Origin of the sequence: Meridianimarinicoccus sp. MJW13 (assembly GCF_014901205.1) — a bacterium.
Classification (GTDB): Bacteria; Pseudomonadota; Alphaproteobacteria; order Rhodobacterales; family Rhodobacteraceae; genus Meridianimarinicoccus.
The window spans coordinates 14,197-33,323 of sequence record NZ_JACNMU010000004.1 but is presented as its reverse complement, the minus strand read 5'-3'; the positions used below and the strand labels follow the sequence as shown (position 1 = coordinate 33,323).

Here is a 19,127-nt window from a genome sequence, read left to right as displayed (position 1 = left end):
ACCGTCAGGCCCGCAGGCGGGTGTTGTCCGGATCCCACAACGGGCCATCCGGTTGCACCTGCGCCTTGTGGCGCGTTCCGAAAATCTCGACCTCCAGCTCTGTCCCCGGCACGGCGCAGTCGGCGCGCACCATGCCAAGTGCTATCGCGGCGCCAACCCGGTAGCCATAGGCGGCAGAGGTGGTTTCGCCCACGATCTGCCCGTCCTTCCAGATGCAGGACATGTAAGGCGCGTCACAGTCCCCGGCATCGACCACCAGCGTGACAAAGGCCTTCGCGGCCCCGCGTTGGTGTTCGGCCTGCAAGGCCTGCTTGCCGGGAAAGTCCTGCGGTTTGTCCAGCTTGACGAAGCGGCCCAGCCCGGCCTCGAGCATCGAATAGTCTGACGACAGATCGCCCTTCCAGCTGCGATAGCCTTTTTCGATCCGCAGGCAGTTGAGTGCATACATCCCGACCGGCGTGGCGCCTTCATCCCTCAGCGAATTGTAAATCGCCGCCCCACCGGACATGGGGCAATGCACCTCCCAGCCCAGTTCCCCGGCGAAAGAGACCCGCACCAGCAGGCAGTCCTGCCCCGCCACACGCGCAGCCTGATGGTTCAGCCAGCCCTGCGACAGGTCGGCCTCGGCGATCCGTCCCAACAGATCGCGCGATTGCGGACCGGTCACCAGCATCGTCGTCGTCTCGGCAGACAGATCACGCAGCACCAGCCCTTCGGGCAGCGCGCGCCATAGCAGTTCGAAATCATGCCACTGCGCAACGGCGGCGGTCATCAGCAGGAAGTCATCTTCGCCCCGCAGGATGCAGGACATCTCGGTCACGATGCGGCCCCGGTCGTCGGCGAAATAGATCAGGTTCAGCCGCCCGACCTTGGGCAACGCCCCGGTGATGCGCCCGCGCAACCAATCCGCCGCCCCTGCGCCCGACAGGCTGAAGCGCGAAAACCCGCACAGGTCGATCACCCCGACGCCGTCGCGGACGGCCTCGCATTCTTCGCGCACCCGAGACTCCCACGGGCCGTTCCGTGCCCAGGTCTTTGTCGCGGCTTGTGAGGTGTCATCGCCGGGCCGGGCGAACCAATTCGCGCGCTCCCACCCGTTGTAGACGCCCATCTGTCCGCCCTCGGCGACCATCCGGGCGTGGTTCGGCGACAGCTTGCGATCCCGCGCCGCAGGCCATTCGTGGTGCGGGAAGTGGATGGCGTATTCGTTGCCGTAAACCTCCATCCCCTTTTGCACGCAATTGTCAGGATCGGTGTAATCGGTGAAGCGGCGCGGATCGCAAGACCACATGTCCCATTCGGTGCGGCCATCGACGATCCATTCCGACAGCACCTTGCCCGCGCCGCCACCCTGGGCGATGCCGAAGGTGAACACGCAGGCTTCGAAAGCGTTCCTGACACCGGGCATCGGGCCGATCAGCGGCAATCCGTCCGGCGCATAGGGGATCGGCCCGTTGATGACGCGCGACACGCCCGCGCTGGCCATCAGCGGCACCCGCGCCATGGCATCGACCACGATATCCTCGATCCGGTCCAGATCGTCAGACCAGAGCTGGAAGCTGAAATCCTCGGGCATCGGATCATCATCCTCAACCCAATGCGCTCGGCAGTTCGGCTCATACGGGCCAAGGTTGAAGCCGTGCTTTTCCTGCCGCAGGTAGTAGGACACATCCACGTCGCGCAGCAGCGGCAGCTTGCCACCATGGGCCTTGGACCAGGCTTCGACCTCGGGCACCTCGTCGGTCAGCAGGTACTGGTGGCTCATCACCATCATCGGCACCCGGCGTCCGCCATAGGGCAGGAACCAGTCACCGACCCGCTGCGCATAATACCCGGCGGCATTCACCACGTAGTCGCAGGCGATATTGCCCTGATCGGTGTGCACGATCCAGCCGGTGTCGGGCCGCTGGGTCACGCCGGTGGCGGGGCAGAAGCGGTGGATCCGCGCCCCCATCTGCCGCGCGCCCTTGGCCAGCGCCTGCGTCACCTGCGCGGGGTCGATGTCGCCGTCGGTCGGGTCGTACAGAACCCCCTTCAGATCGTGGGTTTCCAGAAACGGATAGCGCGCCTTGGCCTCTTCGGGCGTCCAGATCTCCATGGCAATGCCCTGATAACGGCCCATGGCACAGGCGCGCTGAAACTCCTGCATCCGCTCGGGCGTATGGGCCAGCCGGATCGAGCCGCTTTGATGATAGTTCATCGGATAGTCGACCTCGGCCCCCAGCCGGGCATACAGCTCGGTCGAATAGCGCTGCATGTTCATGATCGACCAGGAATTCGAAAAGGTCGGCACATTGCCCGCCGCGTGCCAGGTCGAGCCCGCCGTCAGTTCGTTCTTCTCCAGCAGCACGCAATCAGACCAGCCGCGCTTGGCAAGGTGATACAGGCAGGAAGCACCGACCACACCGCCACCGATAATGACCACGCGGGCTTTTGCGGGAAGATCTGCCATGGCGTCGCCTTTCTTCAATAGACCGGAGGAGAGATGACCCAGACCGCGACGGCTGGATCATCGAAAGGATTGGACCAGCGGAAGGGCTGATGCCGGATGCGGAAGCTGTCGCCGGGACCGACCGTGAAGGTGTGGCCGTCGATCCAGAGCGCCAGTTGCCCCGAGATCATGAACCCGACCTCTTGGGTTTCGCGGCGCAGGGTACCGTCCGAGGTGCTGCCCGGCGCGAAGGTCGAGCGGATCATCTCGAAGCTGTCGGTCAGATCGGGAGACAGCAGTTCCTCGCTCAAACCGCCCCCCATGGGGCCGATGCGACGCCGCCCGCTGGCGCGCACGATGCGGCCATGTTCATCAGGGGCATGGGGCGCGGGGCCGGTCAGCAGCGACAGCGGCACGCCCAGCCGATCGGCGATGCATTCCAGATCCCCGGTCGCGGGGCGGGTGAGATCGCGCTCCACCTGGCTCAGCCAGCCGACGGATTTGCCGATGCGGCTTGCCAGTTCGGTCAGGGTCAGCCCCCGCGTCTTGCGCAGGGCGCGCAGGTCAGCGCCGAGGGTAGGACGTTTCAGCATGGCGACTCCTGAAAAACGATATGAAAAATTCACGACATTTTTCACGGCCTGTCAAATGGAACTTTGAACCGGGTGAGGCACAACGGCCATGGACCGGCGCGATCTGGCCGGGTGTTGGTTGTGTCAGAAGGGAATCGCGTGGCCCCGGCGCGGGGCTACGCCACTTCGTCGGTCGCGCCGAGGCTTTCGAACCAGACCGTCAGCGCCTCAAGATCGGCATCAACCCGCCGGGCCATCCCGTCGGTAAAGGCTTCGAACGCGGGCAAGTTCAGCCCGTTGACCGCCAGCAGAACCGGCACATCCTCGGAAATGGCGCGCGCGATCATGGTGCGAAAGCCGCGCCCGTCGGCTTCATGCTTGCCGAACTTGTTCAGGATCAGCAGATCGGCGCCCGCATCGAAGCTGTTTTCGGTTGCTGCAACCGAGTGTTCCAATGCCGAGGTGTCCAGCCGGCAGCCCCGCGCCTGTGGGCCAAGGCTTTGAGATATGCGGATAATCGGCCCGTCGGGCAAGACGCGCACATCCATGTCGCAGGGGCCGGGGCCGCAATCTGTGTTGGTCTGGACAATCCCGCACAGTCGCGCGCCTTGGGCTTGCAGATGCACGGAAAACTGTTCCAGCAGGCGGTCGGTGCCGCCCCGGTCGGCAGAGGAGATATAGGCGATCTTCATGCCCGAAACATAGGCAGCAGAAGGCCTTGCGGCAATGGGCTAAACTTGGGGGCGCCGCCCCGCTGTCCCGATGCCACGGCTTGGCCGCACCGTGTCATCCCCTGTTTACCTTTGGCCTCTTTCTGGCTATGCAAACGCCTTCCGATCTACCATGGGGCCAGCACGACATTTTGTTGCGCCAAAGCCCGCGCAAGAGACTGACCCGATCCGTGCCTTTCCGGCACCCCTGTCCACGCTTCCGGAGACCACCGTCCGTGCAGACAAGCCAGATCACCGCCGAATTGTCCCGGCACTACGACCTTGCCCCTTCGCTTGAAAAGGCCGCCGCGACCGAAGAGATCTACGCGCGCACCTCGCGCGTGATCTCGCCGCCCGAGTGGGCGATCCATGCGCCCTATGTGGCCGAGATCAACCGCCTGAAGAAGGAACGCAACGCGGTCATCCTGGGGCACAACTACATGACGCCCGAGATTTACCACGGCGTCGCCGATTTCGTCGGCGACAGTCTGCAACTGGCGATCAAGGCGACCGAGGTCGAAGCCCCGGTGATCGTGCAGTGCGGCGTACATTTCATGGCCGAGACCTCGAAGGTGCTGAACCCCTCCAAGACGGTGCTGATCCCCGATCCGCAAGCGGGCTGTTCGCTGGCCGAAAGCATCACCGCCGAAGGTATCGCCCAGATGCGCACCAAGTATCCCGGCGCGCCGGTGGTGTCCTACGTGAACACCACCGCCGAGGTGAAAGCGGCCTCGGACATCTGCTGCACCTCGTCCAACGCCTTGCAGATCGTCGAGGCGATGGAGTCCGATACGGTCATCATGACCCCCGACAAGTACCTGGCGCAGAACGTGGCCAATGAAAGCAGCAAGAACGTGGTGTTCTGGGACGGGTCGTGCATCGTGCACGAGTTGTATACCCCCGAAGACCTGCGCGCCTACCGCGAGAACATGCCGGGCCTGAAGATCATCGCCCATCCCGAATGCACGCCCGAGGTTGTGGCCGAGGCCGACTATACCGGCTCGACCAAGGGGATCATCGACTGGGTGCATGCCGAGAAACCGGCGCGCGCCATGCTGGTGACCGAATGCTCGATGGCCAGCAACATCGCGGACGAACTTCCGGACGTGGACTTCGCCAAGCCCTGCAACATGTGCCCCTACATGAAGAAGATCACGCTGGAAAAGGTGCTGTGGTCGCTGCACACCATGAGCCCCGAGGTGACCGTCGATCCCGCCGTCGCCGACGGCGCCCGCCGCGCCGTCGAGCGGATGATCGACCTGAGCCGCAAGCTGCAAGGCTGATCGGGTCATGCGCCACCGGGTCCTTACCGACCGGATCATCATTGTCGGGGCCGGTCTGGGGGCGCTTTACGCCGCCCTGTGCCTGGCCCCCCGCCCGGTCGTCCTGCTGACGCCCGAGCCGCTGGGCTTTGGCGCCAGTTCGGCCTGGGCGCAGGGCGGTGTCGCCGCGGCCATGGCGGTGGCCGACAGCCCCACCCTGCATGCCGATGACACCATTCGTGCCGGGGCCGGGACTGTCGATCCGGCGATCGCAGCACTGGTGACCGAGGCCGCCCGCGCCCATATCCACGCGCTGACCGATCTGGGCACCCCTTTCGACCGCGACCGCCAGGGCGGCTATGTGCTCAGCCGCGAGGCCGCGCATTCGCTGGCCCGCGTTGTGCGGGTGCAGGGCGATCAGGCCGGCAAGGCGATCATGGAAGCGCTGATCGCCCGCGTCCGCGCCACCCCGTCGATCCAGGTGCTGACCGGGGTTCTGGCCACCGGGCTGGTGACCGAAGGCAGCCGCGTCTCAGGCGTCGAGGTCATGCAGGTCAGCCCCTCGCGCTGCATGCCCGTCGCGCTGGAGGGGCCTGCGGTGCTGCTGGCCGGCGGCGGCTCGGGCGGGCTTTATGCGCGCACCACCAACCCCGCGCCGATCCGGGGGCAGGTCATGGGGCTGGCGGCGCGCGCCGGGGCGCGGATGGCGGATATGGAGTTCGTGCAGTTCCATCCCACCGCCATCGACAGCGGCGAGGATCCGGTGCCGCTGGCGACCGAAGCGCTGCGCGGTGAAGGCGCGGTGCTGGTCAACCGGCATGGCGCGCGCTTCATGATCGATGCCCATCCCGAAGCCGAACTGGCCCCGCGTGATGTGGTCGCCCGCGCGGTCTTTGCCGAGGTGCAGGCGGGCAATCGCCCGGCGCTGGACACTCGCGACGCCATCGGCGCGGCCCTGCCCGAGCGTTTCCCGGCCGTGGCCGCCGCCTGCGCCCGCGCCGGGATCGATCCGTTGGCCCAGCCCATCCCCGTCACCCCGGCGGCGCATTATCACATGGGCGGTGTCGCCACCGATGCACACGGCCGCGCCAGCCTTGACGGCCTTTGGGTCTGCGGCGAGGCGGCGGCCACCGGCCTGCATGGCGCCAACCGGCTGGCTTCGAACGGGTTGCTCGAGGCGCTGGTCTTTGCCGCCACCATCGCGGGCGATCTGGGCACGGAACTGACGCCGGTTTCCCATGCCGCCGAGGTGGCCTTGCCCGAAACCGGCCCGGCCCCGGCCCCCGATCCGCAGGCGATCACCGATCTGCGCGAAACCATGTCGCGCCATGTTGGCGTGTTGCGCACCGGTGGCGGTCTGCAACAGGCGCTGACCCGGATTGCTGAGCTGGAGGCGGCACAGGCCGAGGTGCCCGATGTGGTCAACATGACCGCCACCGCCAGCCTGATTGCCGCCGCCGCCTTGCTGCGCACAGAAACCCGTGGCAGCCATGCCCGCACGGATTTCCCCGAAGCTGACCCGGCGCTGGCACAACGCAGCTTTCTGACCCTGAACGATGCGCGGGCCCTGACCCGCGCCCTTGCAAAGGACACGGCATGAGCCTCGCCTTCGCCACCCTGCCCGATCTGGTTCTGGAACCGCTGGTGCGCACTGCGCTTGAAGAAGACCTTGGCGCGTTCGGCGATGTCACCACCCGTGCGGTGATCGCGCCCGGCACCCGCTATGACGCGCGCATCGTGGCGCGGCAGGCCGGTGTGGTGTCGGGGCTGGCGCTGGCGCGCATTGCCTTTCGGCTGATTGATCCCGAGTTGATCGTCACCCCGCGCGTGACCGATGGTGCCCGCTGTGCCCCCGGCGATGTGCTGCTTGAGGTCTCGGGCGATGCGGCCTCGATCCTGTCGGCGGAGCGGGTGGGCCTGAACTTCATGGGCCGCCTGATGGGCATCGCCACGCAGACGGCGGCCTTCGTGGCCAAGACCAAGGGCACCAGGGCCCGCATCACCTGCACCCGCAAGACCACGCCGGGACTGCGGGCGGTGGAAAAACTGGCAGTGCTGCATGGCGGCGGGTCGAACCATCGCTACGGCCTGTCGGATGCCATCCTGATCAAGGACAACCACATCGCCGCCGCCGGGGGGATCGAGGCCGTGCTGAAGGCCGCGCGCGACCATGCGTCGCACATGATGCGCGTCGAGATCGAGGTCGATACGCTGGATCAACTCGATCAGGTGCTGGCCCACGGTGGTGCCGACGTGGTGCTTCTGGACAACATGGACACGCCCACCCTGACCGAAGCCGTGCGCCGTGCGGCCGGACAGATCATCACAGAGGCTTCGGGCAACATGCGGCTGGACCGAATCGCCGAGGTGGCGGCGACGGGGGTGGACTTTATCTCGGTGGGCGCGCTGACCCATTCGGTCACCAACGTCGATATCGGGCTGGATTTCTGAACGTTCAGACGGTTTGCGTCACCGGCCGCCGGGCCGCGGCCGGGGTCATCCCGGTCCAGCCGCGAAAGGCGCGGTAGAAGGCATTGGCGTCGTTGAAGGCCAGCAAAAGCGCGACCTCTTCGACCAGCAGTCCGCGGTCGCGCAGATAGTGCAAGGCCAGATCCTTGCGGGTTTCAGTCAGGATTTCCTGAAACTGCAGGCCGTTTGCCGACAGGTGGCGTTGCAGCGTGCGCTTGCTCATGTTCATGCGTTCGCTGACAGCCCCTACGCCCGACTGGCCGCCCGGCAGAAGCTCCAGCAGCGCCGATCGCACCCGCTCTCCGATGGGCAACAGCCGCGCCTCGGCATCCGGTGCCGGACGCAGGTTGGGGGGGAAGCCTTCCCAGATTTCCGAGGTTTCCGAAGCCACGGCGATGAGCGGCCTGTCTGCATCCCAGCCCGAGAACTCCAACAGGAAATCGTCGGTATCGTGCAATCTGCACCGCAAGATGGCCTCGACCCGCTGGACATCCCCTGCGTAGGTCGCCAGGCCAGCGCGCTGCGGCACCAGTTCCTCGGAGGTATAGCGCCGCACCAGTCCCACCAGGAAAAACAAGACGAAGGCGCGCATCGTCCCGGGTATGGGATGGCGCGGATCCTTGGAACGGATATCAATCTGGAGCCCATCGCTGACCCGGTCCGCAATCAGATAGGTCGGCCAGAGGATGGGAAAATACATGCCCAGCCGTTCTATTCCTGCCGCCACAGACGGGGCGCGCGAAAACGCGAAGATCCGCGATGAAAAATGCCCTTGGGCCAGCGCGAGCGACAGGTTGACGGCGGCTTCGGGGGTATGCGCTTCGGCCATCATGGCGTCCCAGACCCGAAAATACTCGGGCAAGAGCAATCCGCGGCCTTCGTTTTGCAAAAGATCCGGCGACAGCCCCGCGCGGCGCAGGACCCGGACCGGATCCACCCCAAGATTGGCGCACATCAGTGACGTGTTCCTGGCAAACCGGTATCTCTCTGCCTGCGCCATGATCGCCCCTCCCGTGTCTCCGCATCGGAACAAATTTCCGCAAACCAAGAAAATCAGCCCGGGAAGTTTCATAAAACGCCGGGTTTTTCAGAGTTTCAAGGACATTGTTGCGTTAGCCGCCGCTGAACACGGCGCTGAGCATCCGCAGTGCTGTCAGCCCAAGGAAGACGGCAAAGGCAAACCGCAGTTTTGCCGGGCTCAGCCAATGGGCCAGACGTGCGCCCTGCGGCGCGGCGAAGATGCTGGTTGAAAAGATCAGGACCGCGGCGGGCAGGCTGACATAGCCCAGCGACCAGGGCGGCCGCCCTTCGACCCCCCAACCGGCCCAGATGAAGCCCAGCACCGCCGGCACCGCGATCACCAGCCCAAAGGCCGAGGCCGTGCCAACGGCGCGATGTACCGGGAAGGAAAACAGCGTCAGGATCGGCACCGACAATGTGCCGCCGCCGATGCCCATCAGTGCCGAAAACCCGCCGATGAGCGTGGCCAGCACCCCGCGCCCAGCGACCGAGGTCGGCGGCTGTTGCGCCACGATGATCTGCTTGGGCTTGATCATGTTGAGGGCCACGATCAGTGCGACACAGCCGAAAATCCCGGTCAGCACGAGGCTGGAAAACACCTTCGCCAGCAGCCCGCCGATGCCCGCGCCGACAAAGACGAAGGGCGCCCAGCCGCGCAGCAGGTCCCAGTCGATGGCGCCCTTGCGGTTGTGCGACCGGGCCGAGGAGATTGACGTCGGGATGATCGTCGCCAGCGAGGTGCCAACCGCCAGATGCATGGCGATGTCGGGCGAAATGTTCAACGCATCCGACAGCAGGAACAGCACCGGCACGATGACGATGCCGCCGCCGACGCCCAGCAACCCGGCCATGATCCCGGCCACGGCGCCGGTCAGGACCAGCAGGCCGGCATAGACGATGAGCATCGGGTCGAAGGCCATGGGGGATCTCCTGAGAAGCGGCGCGCGCGATGTGCCTTCCAAGCACAGGCCGGCGAAAAGAGAAAGCGGGAAGCGGGGCTGCGGCTACAGCTCTGCCGGTTTCGGGCCGCCCGTGGCCCAGTCCAGAAGCTGCACCGTGTGCACCACCGGCACCTCGGTGCCGGATCCGATCTGCATCATGCAACCGATATTGCCCGCCGCAATCGCCTGCGGCGCGGTGGCCGCCAGCGTGTCCAGCTTGCGCGCCTTCAACTGGCCCGAGATTTCAGGCTGCAACAGGTTGTAGGTGCCGGCCGAGCCGCAGCACAGATGGGCGTCGCGCGGTTCCACCACCGTGAAGCCCGCGTCTTTCAGCAGGGATTTCGGGGCGTCCTTGATCTGCTGGCCGTGCTGCAGCGAACAGGCGGCGTGATAGGCGATGCGCAGGGGGGCGGCGTGGTGCGGATCGGACAGGCCCAGCGTTTCCATCACCTCGGAGACATCGCGGGCCAGCCCGGCCACGCGGGCGGCGTCGCTTTCCAGCGGATCGCCTTCGAACATGGCGCCATAGTCCTTCACCGTGGTGCCGCAGCCCGAGGTATTGATGACGATGGCATCCAGGCCGGCGCCTGCGATCTCGGCACTCCAGGCGCGAATATTGGCGGCGGCCGAGGCGTGGCTTTCGCCCTGTTTGCCCATGTGATGGGTCAGCGCCCCGCAACAGCCCGCGCCGCGCGCCACCACAACCTCGCAGCCGTGGCGGGTCAGCAGGCGGATGGTGGCGTCATTGATCTCGGTGTTCAGCGCCTTCTGCGCGCAGCCGGTCATCAGCGCCACCCGCATCCGGCGCGGGCCGGTGGCGGCAAACACCTGCGGATCGTCGTTGCGGCTGACCGGCGGGATCTGGCGCGGGGCCATCTCGAGCATCGCCTTCAGGCGCGCATCGGGCATCAGCCCCTTGAAGGGCCGCGCGATCTTTGCCCCCAGCAGCGCCAGTCGGAACCGCCCCGGATGGGGCAGGATGCGGGCCAGCATCCAGCGCAGGGCGCGGTCGTGCCAGGGCCGCTTGTAGTGTTCCTCGATATAGGCGCGAGCATGGTCGACCAGATGCATGTAGTGCACCCCCGAGGGGCAGGTGGTCATGCAGCTGAGGCAACTCAGGCAGCGGTCGATATGCTTGACCGTCTTGGCATCGGGGGTGCGGCCGGTTTCCAGCATTTCCTTCATCAGGTAGATGCGACCGCGCGGGCTGTCCAACTCGTCCCCCAGCACCTGATAGGTCGGGCAGGTGGCGGTGCAGAACCCGCAATGCACGCAGGCGCGCAGGATTTCATTGGCGCGGGCCGTGCCCGCATCGCGCAGCTGGTCTTCGGTGAAACTGGTTTGCATGTGTGTCCTGCTCAGGCCCGCATGAGGCCGGGGTTCAGAATGCCGGCGGGGTCGAACCGCGCGCGCAGATCGGCGGCGATACGCTCCAGCCGTTGTGCCTGGGGCTGGAAGACGGGGACGGCGGCGCGCAAGGGCTCGGGGCCGCGGAACAGCGTGGCGTGGCCCTGCCCCGACGGGATCGCGGCGCGAATGGCTGTGGCCTGTCCCGGGTCCGCGTCCGGCAGCGCCAGCCACAGCACCGCGCCGCCCTGATCGGCCATGCCGCGCGCGCCCAGACGGTCAGACAGCGCGGCAAGAATGCCGGGGGCAAGGCTGGGTTTCAGGGACAGGCGCCAGACCGGGCCGTCGTGATCGGCGAAACCGGCGCAGTCGCGGATGGCGGGCCACGGCGCGGCCGGATCATCCGTGTTCATGGGGTCATGGTCGGCCAGAAGCGCCGACAACCGATCCCGGCGATAGGCGACCTGCGCCGTCAGTCCCTCGATCCGCAGATAAGCGGTGCCTTCGACCCAGGCCGCGCCCGACACTTCGAACGGGGTGGTCAGCGCCTGTGCGAACAGCTTGACGCCCTGCTCCAGCGTGATGCCTTCGAACGCCAGGGTTGCGCGGGCCTCAGGCCGGGGCAGCACCTTCAGCGCGACTTCGGTCAGCACCCCCAGCGTGCCAAAAGCACCGCATTGAAGTTTGGACAGGTCCAGCCCGGTGACGTTCTTCATCACCCGGCCACCGTTGCGCACCAATTGCCCCTGCCCGTCCACGAAGCGCACGCCCAGCAGGTAGTCGCGGCAAGCACCGCCCTGCACCCGACGCGGGCCGGACAGGTTGCCCGCCACGGTGCCGCCGATGGTCGGTGCGCTGCTGCTGCCCAGAAGCGCGCGGAAATCCGGCGGCTCGAAGGCCAGCATCTGGCCATGCTCGGCCAGCGCCGCCTCGATTTCGGCCAGTGGCGTCGCCGCTTTCGCCTCGATCACCAGCGCGCCGGGTTCATAGCGGGTGATGCCGGTCAGCCCGGACAGGTCCAGCAGCGCGGCCTGCGGCACCGGCTGGCCAAGTGCCTGCTTGCTACCGCCCGCACGCAGCCGCAGCGGTTGCTGGTTCGCATGAGCCTTGGCCACTGCAGCCTGAACCGCCGCTTCGTCGGCAGGGGCGGCAAAGACCGTCATCGGCGCATCCGTTACGTCAAGGTCAGTCATGGGCGGCCCTCCGGGCGGCGCTCAGGTCCAGCGGGAACACCTTGGTGGGGTTCAGCTTCCAGGCCGGGTCGAACACATCCTTGACCTGCATCTGCGCCTCCAGATCCTCGGCACTGAATTGATAGGTCATCAGATCGCGCTTTTCGATGCCCACGCCATGCTCGCCCGTCAGACAGCCGCCCGCATCCACGCAGGCACGCAGGATGTCGAACCCGAAGGCCTCGGCGCGCTCCAGGTCGCCCGGCGTGTTGGCGTCGAACAGGATCAGCGGATGCATGTTGCCGTCGCCCGCGTGAAAGACATTGGCGACTTTCAGCCCATGTTCGGCGCTCAGCTCGGCAATGCGTTTCAGCGTGGCGGGCAAGGCCGAAACCGGCACCGTCCCGTCCAGGCACATGTAGTCGTTGATCTGCCCCATCGCCCCGAAGGCCGACTTGCGCCCCTTCCAGATCAGCGCGCTTTCGGCAGCACTTTCGCTGACGCGCATCTCGACCGGGTTCAGGCGGTTGGCGATGGCGGTGATGCGGGCCAACTGGTCGGCGATCTCGGCGTCGGAGCCTTCGACCTCGACGATCAGCAACGCCTCGCACAGCGGATATCCGGCCCGCGCGAAGTTCTCGACCACCTCGATACAGGGGCGATCCATGTATTCGATGGCCACCGGCAGCACGCCCGAGCGGATGATATCGGCCACGCATTGCCCGGCAACCTCGGCGCTGTCGAAGCCGATCATCACCGGGCGCGCGCCCTCAGGCTTGGGCAGGATGCGCAGCGTCGCCTCGGTCACCACGCCAAGCTGGCCCTCCGAGCCGCAGATCACCCCCAGCAGATCCAGCCCCGGCGCATCCGGGGCCGGACCGCCGATCTCGACCACCTCGCCATCGGCCAGCACGAGGGTCACGCCCAGCAGGTTGTTGGTGGTCACCCCGTACTTCAGGCAATGCGCCCCGCCCGAGTTCATCGCGATGTTGCCGGCAATGGCACAGGCCAATTGCGACGAGGGGTCCGGCGCATAGAAGAACCCGTCGCCTTCGACGGCACCGGTCACCGCCAGATTGGTGATGCCGGTCTGCACCCGGATGAAGCGGTTGTCAAAGTCGGTCTCCAACACCGCGTTCAGCCGTGCGGTGCCCAGGATGACGCTGTCTGCGGTGGGCAGCGCGCCGCCCGACAGCGAGGTGCCCGAGCCGCGCGGCACCACCGGCACGCCCAGCCGGTGACAGGTGGCCATGACGGCTGCGACCTGCGCGGTGTCATGGGGCAGCACCACCGCCAGCGGCGGGCAGCGATAGGCCGACAGCCCGTCGCATTCATAGGCCAGCGTTTCGAAGGTGTCCGAGATCACCGCATCGGCCGGCAGCACCTTGGACAGTTCGGCCACGATCTGGTCACGGCGGGAAAGTACGCCGGGATCCGGTGGTGCCATCTGGATGCTGGACATGTGGCCTCCCTGCCGCTGTTGCGTCCTGGCGATCCTTTATCGCCCGTCGCCCGCATCAGACAGCAAACCGGGGGGCAACTGCAAGGCAATGTCTTGGGCGGTTCAACAATCGCCGCCGCCGCCCCCGAAGGCCTTGGCGCGCGCCGAACGGATCGTTACACCGGACTTCCGACCACAGTGGAGAGCTTCCTTGGACACCGATCAGCGCATCGCACAGACCATCGCCCAGGACATCAACGCCCGCCCCCAGCAAGTGACGGCTGCGGTGCAATTGCTGGACGGGGGCGCAACGGTCCCCTTCGTGGCTCGCTACCGCAAGGAGGTCACCGGCGGGCTGGACGACACCCAGTTGCGCCTGCTGGCCGACCGGCTTGTGTACCTGCGCGAACTTGAGGCCCGCCGCACCGCCATCGTCAAAAGCATCGACGAACAGGGCAAGCTGACCGACGACCTGTCGCGCGCCATCGCGAAGGCCGACACCAAGGCCGCGCTGGAAGATATTTACCTGCCCTACAAGAAGAAGCGTCGGACGCGGGCGATGATCGCGCACGAAGCCGGGCTTGCGACGCTGCTGGAGGCCATCCGCGACAACCGCTACGCCGATCCGGCAAAACTGGCCGAGGCGCATCTGTGCGAGGGCTTCGAGACCACCAAGGACGCGCTGAAAGGGGCGCGCGATATTCAGGCCGAAGAACTGTGCGAGAACGCCGATCTGCTGGGCCGTTTGCGCGACTATCTGCACCGCGAGGCGCTGATCAGCGCGCGGGTGATCGCGGGTCAGGAGGCGCAGGGGGCCAAGTTCTCGGATTATTTCGACCACCGCGAAAGCTGGGCCAAGGTGCCCTCGCACCGGGCGCTGGCCATGCTGCGCGCGGCCAAGGAAGGCGTTGTCACCGTGGACATCGCCCCGGACCCCGACACCGGCGTGGCACAAGCCGAAGCCATCGTGGCCGCCCCTTTGGAGGCGCGGGGCGACGGGCCGGGGGACACATGGCTGCGCGACGTGGCAGGCTGGACGTGGCGTACCAAGCTGTCGCTGACGATGATGCTGGATCTGATGGGCGATCTGCGCGCGCGCGCCCATGAAGAGGCAATCTCTGTCTTTGCCCGCAACCTGAAAGACCTGCTGCTGGCGGCCCCGGCAGGCGCGCGGGCAACGTTGGGCCTTGATCCGGGCATCCGCACCGGGGTGAAGGCCGCTGTCGTGGATGCCACGGGCAAGCTGCTGGCCACCGAGACGCTCTATCCCTTCCAGCCGAAAAACGATCTGCGCGGCGCCGAGGCGGCAATCCAGCGGCTGGTGACCCGACACGGGGTGGACCTGATTGCCATCGGCAACGGCACCGCCAGCCGCGAGACCGAGCGGCTGGTGGCCGACGCGCTGAAACACCTGCCCGCCGGGGCAAAGGCGCCCACCAAGGTGGTGGTGTCCGAAGCCGGGGCCTCGGTCTATTCCGCGTCGGAACTGGCGGCGAAGGAATTCCCCGATCTCGACGTATCGCTGCGCGGCGCGGTGTCCATCGCCCGCCGTCTGCAAGACCCGCTGGCCGAACTGGTAAAGATCGAACCGCAATCCATCGGCGTCGGCCAGTACCAGCACGATGTGGACCAGCACCGGCTGTCGAAATCGCTGAAAGCCGTGGTCGAGGATGCGGTGAACGCGGTGGGCGTGGACCTGAACACGGCGTCTGCGCCGCTGCTGGCGCATGTGTCCGGGTTGGGACCGTCGCTGGCACAATCGGTGGTGGATTTCCGCGATGCCAACGGGGCTTTTGCCTCGCGCAAGATGCTCAAGAAGGTCTCGGGGTTGGGCCCCAAGGCGTTCGAGCAATGCGCGGGTTTCCTGCGCATCCGCGACGGGGCCGAGCCGCTGGATGCCTCGGCGGTGCACCCGGAAGCCTATGACGTGGCGCGCAAGATCGTTTCAGCCTGCGGGCGCGACCTGCGCAGCGTGATGGGCGACAGCAAGGCGCTGGCGCAACTGCGCGCCGAGACCTTCGTGGATGACCGTTTCGGCCTGCCCACCGTGCGCGACATCATGGCGGAGCTGGAAAAGCCGGGTCGCGACCCCCGCCCCGGTTTCGTCACCGCCAGTTTTGCCGACGGGGTCGAAGAGATCACCGACCTGAAACCGGGCATGAGCCTGGAAGGCACGGTGACCAATGTCGCGGCCTTCGGGGCCTTCGTGGATATCGGCGTGCATCAGGACGGGCTGGTGCATGTCAGCCAGCTGGCCGACCGCTTCGTCAAGGACCCGCACGAGGTGGTCAAGGCCGGGGACGTGGTGCGCGTGCGGGTGGTCGAGGTCGATGTGCCGCGCAAGCGCATCGGGTTGTCCATGCGCAAGGACGGTGGCGCTTCGGCCAAGGAAGACCGTAATGCGCGCGGTCCGCACAAGAACGATCCGCGCAAGGGTCATCCGGGCAAAGGCGGGGGCAAGCAACCCCACGGTGGCAGCGCGAAACCCAAGGGCCAGGACAGCGGCAACAGCGCCCTTGGAGCGGCCCTTCTGGACGCCATGAAGAAACGCTGAATCGACAACGGCCCGCCGGTGTGGCGGGCCGCTGCTTGTCTTGGGTCCAGCAAGGATCAGGCGAAGTCGAGCATGTCCGGCGTGGCGGGCATGTCGAAGGCCAGCACCGCATGGGCCGCCGTCGCCGCATCATCGGCCAGTGCGCCCACCACCGGGATCGGGGCGGCGGCATTGGCCACCGTGTCGATCCAGCCGTCGAAGGCGGCAGCAAAGGCGGTGTCGATGGCGCTGGTACCGCCCGCGGTGCCCGCATAGGCGCCCAGATCCACCTGCCCGGCCGAGAAGGCGAAGTCGAAGGTGTCGGCCCCGGCCGTGTCGCGGGCCAGACGGTCGGCACCGTTGGCGGTGAACATCCCGTCCTCGAAAGCCGCGCCGATGTCGAAGCTCTGGGTGGTGTCGCCGGTCGAGATCACAAGGGTTTCGACGCGGGTGGTGTCGTCATCCATGTTCTTGATCCGCACCGCGCCCTCGGCCCCTTCGATGACCAGATCGCTGCCGCCTTCGACGAAGAACCGCAGATCGCTGGCATCCGATGCCCCGGCGTTGCGCAGCTCCAGCGTGTCGGTGCCGCCACCGCCGCCGGTGATGGCGTCGATCTTGCCCTCGGTCAGGTCCAGCATCTGGGCGATGTCGCGGACCGCATCCAGACCGGCCTCGTCGATGTCCAGTTCGGCATCCTCGGCAAAGGTGAACAGGTAGGTGTCATTGCCCTGCCCGCCGACCAGATCCGCGTCGGCGCCGCTGGTGGCCAGGAAATCGTCGCCTGCCCCGCCCAGGAACTGCGCCTTGGCGTAGTCGATGAAGGACAGGGCCGAGTTGGCCGCATCTGCCACCGTGTCGATCACATCGTTAAGCGGGTTGGCATTGGCCAGCGCGTCGCCCATGCCCTGCACCGCGGCCTCGACCCCGGCCAGCGGATTGAACATCCCGCCGCCCAGATCCGGCATCACACCCGACGGCAGCGACGGCACCACCGCCGACCAGAAGAGATCGGCAAACACCCCGGTGTCGATCACCCAATCGGCCCCCGCATCCCCGGCCATCACGTTGATCTCGTCGCCGGTGGACAGCATCAGGTCGCTGCCGTCGCCGCCGAAGGACAGGTTGTAGGTGCCGCCGCCCAGGAAGATGTCGTCGCCGGCCTCGCCCATCTGGAAGCCGATGTCTCCGGCAACGTGAAACAGATCGTCGCCGTCGCCACCGAATTGCAGGTTCAGCGAGGGGGCGCTGTCCAGCAGGCTATCCTTGGCGTCCTGCTTCTTCTGTGCGGTGTCAGTGGTGTCGTCGTCATCATCGTCCGTCGTGGTGGACGTCGCGGTGCTGGTGTCGTCGTCATCGTCGTCCAAGGCCGCGTCGATGGCATCCTGAATGGTCTGCCACAGGTCGGCCTCGCCGTCGCCGGCCTTGGACACCATCAGGTCGCCGCCGTCATTGCCGAACTGCACCATCAGACCGGCGCTGTCGCCACGCTCGACCGCCATCATCACGTCGGTGTGGTCGCCGCCCGACTGAATGTTGACCCGGCCCAGTCCGATCATCAGGTCGCTGCCCGCGCCGCCCGACTGGGCGTTGCCGGTGCCCCAGCCGATCAGCACGTCATCGCCGTCGCCGCCGGCCTGAGCATTGCCCTGGCCGCCGCCGATGGCCACGTCATTGCCGCGCCCGCCGATCTGGATGTTGGCCTTGCCCGCCGCCAGCATCACGTTGCTGCCGTCACTGCCGCCGCCGCTCAGATGATCGTCCAGCTTGTCCTGTGCTGCGGCCAGGTCGAAGCCGCCCAGATCGATGTCGGTGGGCAGGGTCGACCACAGGTGGCCGCCGAATTGCAGGTTGCCGTAGCCCGCGCCGATCAGCCAGTCGTTGCCCTCGGACCCGATCTGGATGTTGGCGCCGCCCGCGGCCAACAGAACGTCGTTGCCCGCGCCGCCATGCTGGATGTTGGTGCCGCCGACCGCGACGGCCAGGTCGTTGTCATCACCGCCGAACTGCAGGTTCAGGTTGCCCACTGCGAACAGCTGGTCGGCGCCATCGTCGCCAAACTGGATGTTGGTGATCCCGCCCGCAACCATCGTGTCATTGCCGTTGCCGCCCGACTGGATGTTGGTGTTGCCCACGGCGGCCATGATGTCGTCGCCGTCGCCACCCCATTGGCCGTTGTTGGCGCTGACCGCGATCAGCGTGTCATTGCCCGCGTCACCGAACTGGGTGGTGGCCACCACGGCGGCCGCCTTCAGGGTGTCATTGCCATTGCCGCCGCGCATCACGTTGACGCCGCCGAAGCTTTCCAGCAGGTCGTCGCCGTCGCCGCCGAAGACGGTGTTGACGCCGCCCTTGCCGATCAGATGATCGTTGCCGGTGCCGCCGTCGATGTGGTTGACGCCGCCGATGCCCTCGATGGTGTCATCGCCGCTTTCGCCCTTCAGGCTGTTGACGCCACCAACGCCCTTGATGGTGTCATTGCCGGTGCCACCATAGGCGTTGTTCACAGCGCCGTAAGCTTCGATGGTGTCGTCGCCCGAGCCGCCGTACATTTCGTTGTAGGCGCCATAGCCTTTCAGCGTGTCGTTCCACGACCCACCATCCATCTTGTTCCAGGCGCCGCTGCCCTGCAGGTAGTCGCTGCCGGACTGGCCGTACAGGAAGTTGGTGGCCCCATAGCCCTTGACGGTGTCATGGCCGCTGCCGCCGTCCAGCTTGTTCCAGGCCCCATGCCCATAGAGAGTGTCGTCATGTGCGCCGCCGTACAGGTCGTTCTTGGCACCATAGGCATAGAGCCGGTCGTTCTGATCGCCGCCCGAAAGATAGTTATAGGCCCCGTACCCTTTCAGCGTGTCATAGCCGCTGGAGCCCCAGATCTTGTTGGTGATGCCCTTGCCGTAGACGGTGTCATTGCCCGACCCGCCGTAGATGGTATTGGTCCCGCCATAGCCATAGATCGTGTCGTGGCCGCTGTCGCCCCACAGGGTGTTCTTGGCGCCATAGGCTTTCACGGTGTCGTTGCCGCTGCCGCCGTGCAACTCGTTGTAGGTGCCCCAGCCGGCGACAAAGTCGTTGCCCGAGCCGCCCCAGAGCTTGTTCTTGTAGGCGCTGTAGCCATACATCTTGTCGTTGCCCGAGCCCGCATCCTTGCTGCTGCTCCAGCCGTACATCTTATAGGTCTGGTGAATGCTCTTCTTGCTGAAAAATTCCATGGGTCCGTTCCTTGTTT

General features: G+C 66.4%; 13 protein-coding genes. 4 read left to right on the top strand and 9 right to left on the bottom strand.

Translation table 11 applies throughout. The annotated features are described in order from the left end of the window. Positions 1-4: 4 nt before the first annotated feature. The 3 genes from H8B03_RS08195 to H8B03_RS08185 form a co-directional block, all read right to left on the bottom strand. A complete protein-coding gene (locus H8B03_RS08195; protein ID WP_193141260.1) occupies positions 5-2,452 on the bottom strand; it encodes an FAD-dependent oxidoreductase in 2,448 nt (815 codons plus the stop codon). A 14-nt stretch (positions 2,453-2,466) separates the two neighbouring features. Next, positions 2,467-3,024: a cupin domain-containing protein gene (locus H8B03_RS08190; protein ID WP_193141259.1), complete on the bottom strand. Its 558-nt coding sequence runs from the start codon at positions 3,022-3,024 to the stop codon at positions 2,467-2,469. Between the two features lie 155 nt (positions 3,025-3,179). Next, positions 3,180-3,695 carry a DUF2478 domain-containing protein gene (locus tag H8B03_RS08185; RefSeq protein WP_193141258.1) on the bottom strand — a complete coding sequence of 172 codons (516 nt, stop codon included), beginning with the start codon at positions 3,693-3,695 and terminating at the stop codon, positions 3,180-3,182. 254 nt (positions 3,696-3,949) lie between these two features. Between H8B03_RS08185 and nadA the strand changes: the two genes are divergently transcribed. From nadA to nadC, 3 genes are read left to right on the top strand one after another with little or no spacing between them, the layout of a single operon-like run. Next, positions 3,950-4,996: a quinolinate synthase NadA gene (gene nadA, locus H8B03_RS08180; protein WP_319022452.1), complete on the top strand. Its 1,047-nt coding sequence runs from the start codon at positions 3,950-3,952 to the stop codon at positions 4,994-4,996. Between the two features lie 7 nt (positions 4,997-5,003). After that, a complete protein-coding gene (locus tag H8B03_RS08175) occupies positions 5,004-6,575 on the top strand; it encodes an L-aspartate oxidase (RefSeq protein ID WP_193141256.1) in 1,572 nt (523 codons plus the stop codon). After that, entirely contained in the window at positions 6,572-7,426 is an 855-nt protein-coding gene (nadC, locus tag H8B03_RS08170; RefSeq protein ID WP_193141255.1) for a carboxylating nicotinate-nucleotide diphosphorylase, read from the top strand. Before H8B03_RS08175 ends, nadC begins: the two co-directional genes overlap by 4 nt. A gap of 4 nt (positions 7,427-7,430) precedes the next feature. On the opposite strand, the gene H8B03_RS08165 is transcribed toward nadC, so the two are convergent. From H8B03_RS08165 to H8B03_RS08145, 5 genes are all read right to left on the bottom strand, one after another. Continuing rightward, positions 7,431-8,399 (bottom strand): AraC family transcriptional regulator, encoded by a 969-nt coding sequence (locus tag H8B03_RS08165; protein WP_193141254.1) that lies wholly within the window; start codon positions 8,397-8,399, stop codon positions 7,431-7,433. Between the two features lie 157 nt (positions 8,400-8,556). Beyond that, the gene (locus tag H8B03_RS08160) at positions 8,557-9,384 is read right to left on the bottom strand and encodes a sulfite exporter TauE/SafE family protein (protein WP_226925804.1); all 828 of its coding nucleotides are present in this window, start codon (positions 9,382-9,384) and stop codon (positions 8,557-8,559) included. An 84-nt stretch (positions 9,385-9,468) separates the two neighbouring features. Then, entirely contained in the window at positions 9,469-10,752 is a 1,284-nt protein-coding gene (gene glcF, locus H8B03_RS08155; protein WP_193141253.1) for a glycolate oxidase subunit GlcF, read from the bottom strand. A gap of 11 nt (positions 10,753-10,763) precedes the next feature. Continuing rightward, the gene (gene glcE, locus H8B03_RS08150; protein WP_226925803.1) at positions 10,764-11,945 is read right to left on the bottom strand and encodes a glycolate oxidase subunit GlcE; all 1,182 of its coding nucleotides are present in this window, start codon (positions 11,943-11,945) and stop codon (positions 10,764-10,766) included. Next, complete coding sequence (locus tag H8B03_RS08145; RefSeq protein WP_193141538.1) at positions 11,938-13,377, bottom strand: FAD-linked oxidase C-terminal domain-containing protein; 1,440 nt, start codon at positions 13,375-13,377, stop codon at positions 11,938-11,940. The genes glcE and H8B03_RS08145 overlap by 8 nt, the downstream gene beginning before the upstream one ends. 199 nt (positions 13,378-13,576) lie before the next feature. Between H8B03_RS08145 and H8B03_RS08140 the strand changes: the two genes are divergently transcribed. Further along, the gene (locus H8B03_RS08140; protein ID WP_193141252.1) at positions 13,577-15,919 is read left to right on the top strand and encodes a Tex family protein; all 2,343 of its coding nucleotides are present in this window, start codon (positions 13,577-13,579) and stop codon (positions 15,917-15,919) included. A gap of 56 nt (positions 15,920-15,975) precedes the next feature. On the opposite strand, the gene H8B03_RS08135 is transcribed toward H8B03_RS08140, so the two are convergent. Further along, positions 15,976-19,110 (bottom strand): calcium-binding protein, encoded by a 3,135-nt coding sequence (locus H8B03_RS08135; protein WP_193141251.1) that lies wholly within the window; start codon positions 19,108-19,110, stop codon positions 15,976-15,978. Positions 19,111-19,127: the final 17 nt, after the last annotated feature.

Coding starts and splice junctions, on each gene's coding strand:
- nadC (WP_193141255.1), top strand. CDS start 6,572: ATGAGCCTCGCCTTCGCCACCCTGCCCGATCTGGTTCTGGAACCGCTG.
- H8B03_RS08185 (WP_193141258.1), bottom strand. CDS start 3,695: ATGAAGATCGCCTATATCTCCTCTGCCGACCGGGGCGGCACCGACCGC.
- H8B03_RS08165 (WP_193141254.1), bottom strand. CDS start 8,399: ATGTGCGCCAATCTTGGGGTGGATCCGGTCCGGGTCCTGCGCCGCGCG.
- H8B03_RS08195 (WP_193141260.1), bottom strand. CDS start 2,452: ATGGCAGATCTTCCCGCAAAAGCCCGCGTGGTCATTATCGGTGGCGGT.
- H8B03_RS08135 (WP_193141251.1), bottom strand. CDS start 19,110: ATGGAATTTTTCAGCAAGAAGAGCATTCACCAGACCTATAAGATGTAC.
- glcF (WP_193141253.1), bottom strand. CDS start 10,752: ATGCAAACCAGTTTCACCGAAGACCAGCTGCGCGATGCGGGCACGGCC.
- H8B03_RS08190 (WP_193141259.1), bottom strand. CDS start 3,024: ATGCTGAAACGTCCTACCCTCGGCGCTGACCTGCGCGCCCTGCGCAAG.
- glcE (WP_226925803.1), bottom strand. CDS start 11,945: ATGACTGACCTTGACGTAACGGATGCGCCGATGACGGTCTTTGCCGCC.
- H8B03_RS08160 (WP_226925804.1), bottom strand. CDS start 9,384: ATGGCCTTCGACCCGATGCTCATCGTCTATGCCGGCCTGCTGGTCCTG.
- H8B03_RS08175 (WP_193141256.1), top strand. CDS start 5,004: ATGCGCCACCGGGTCCTTACCGACCGGATCATCATTGTCGGGGCCGGT.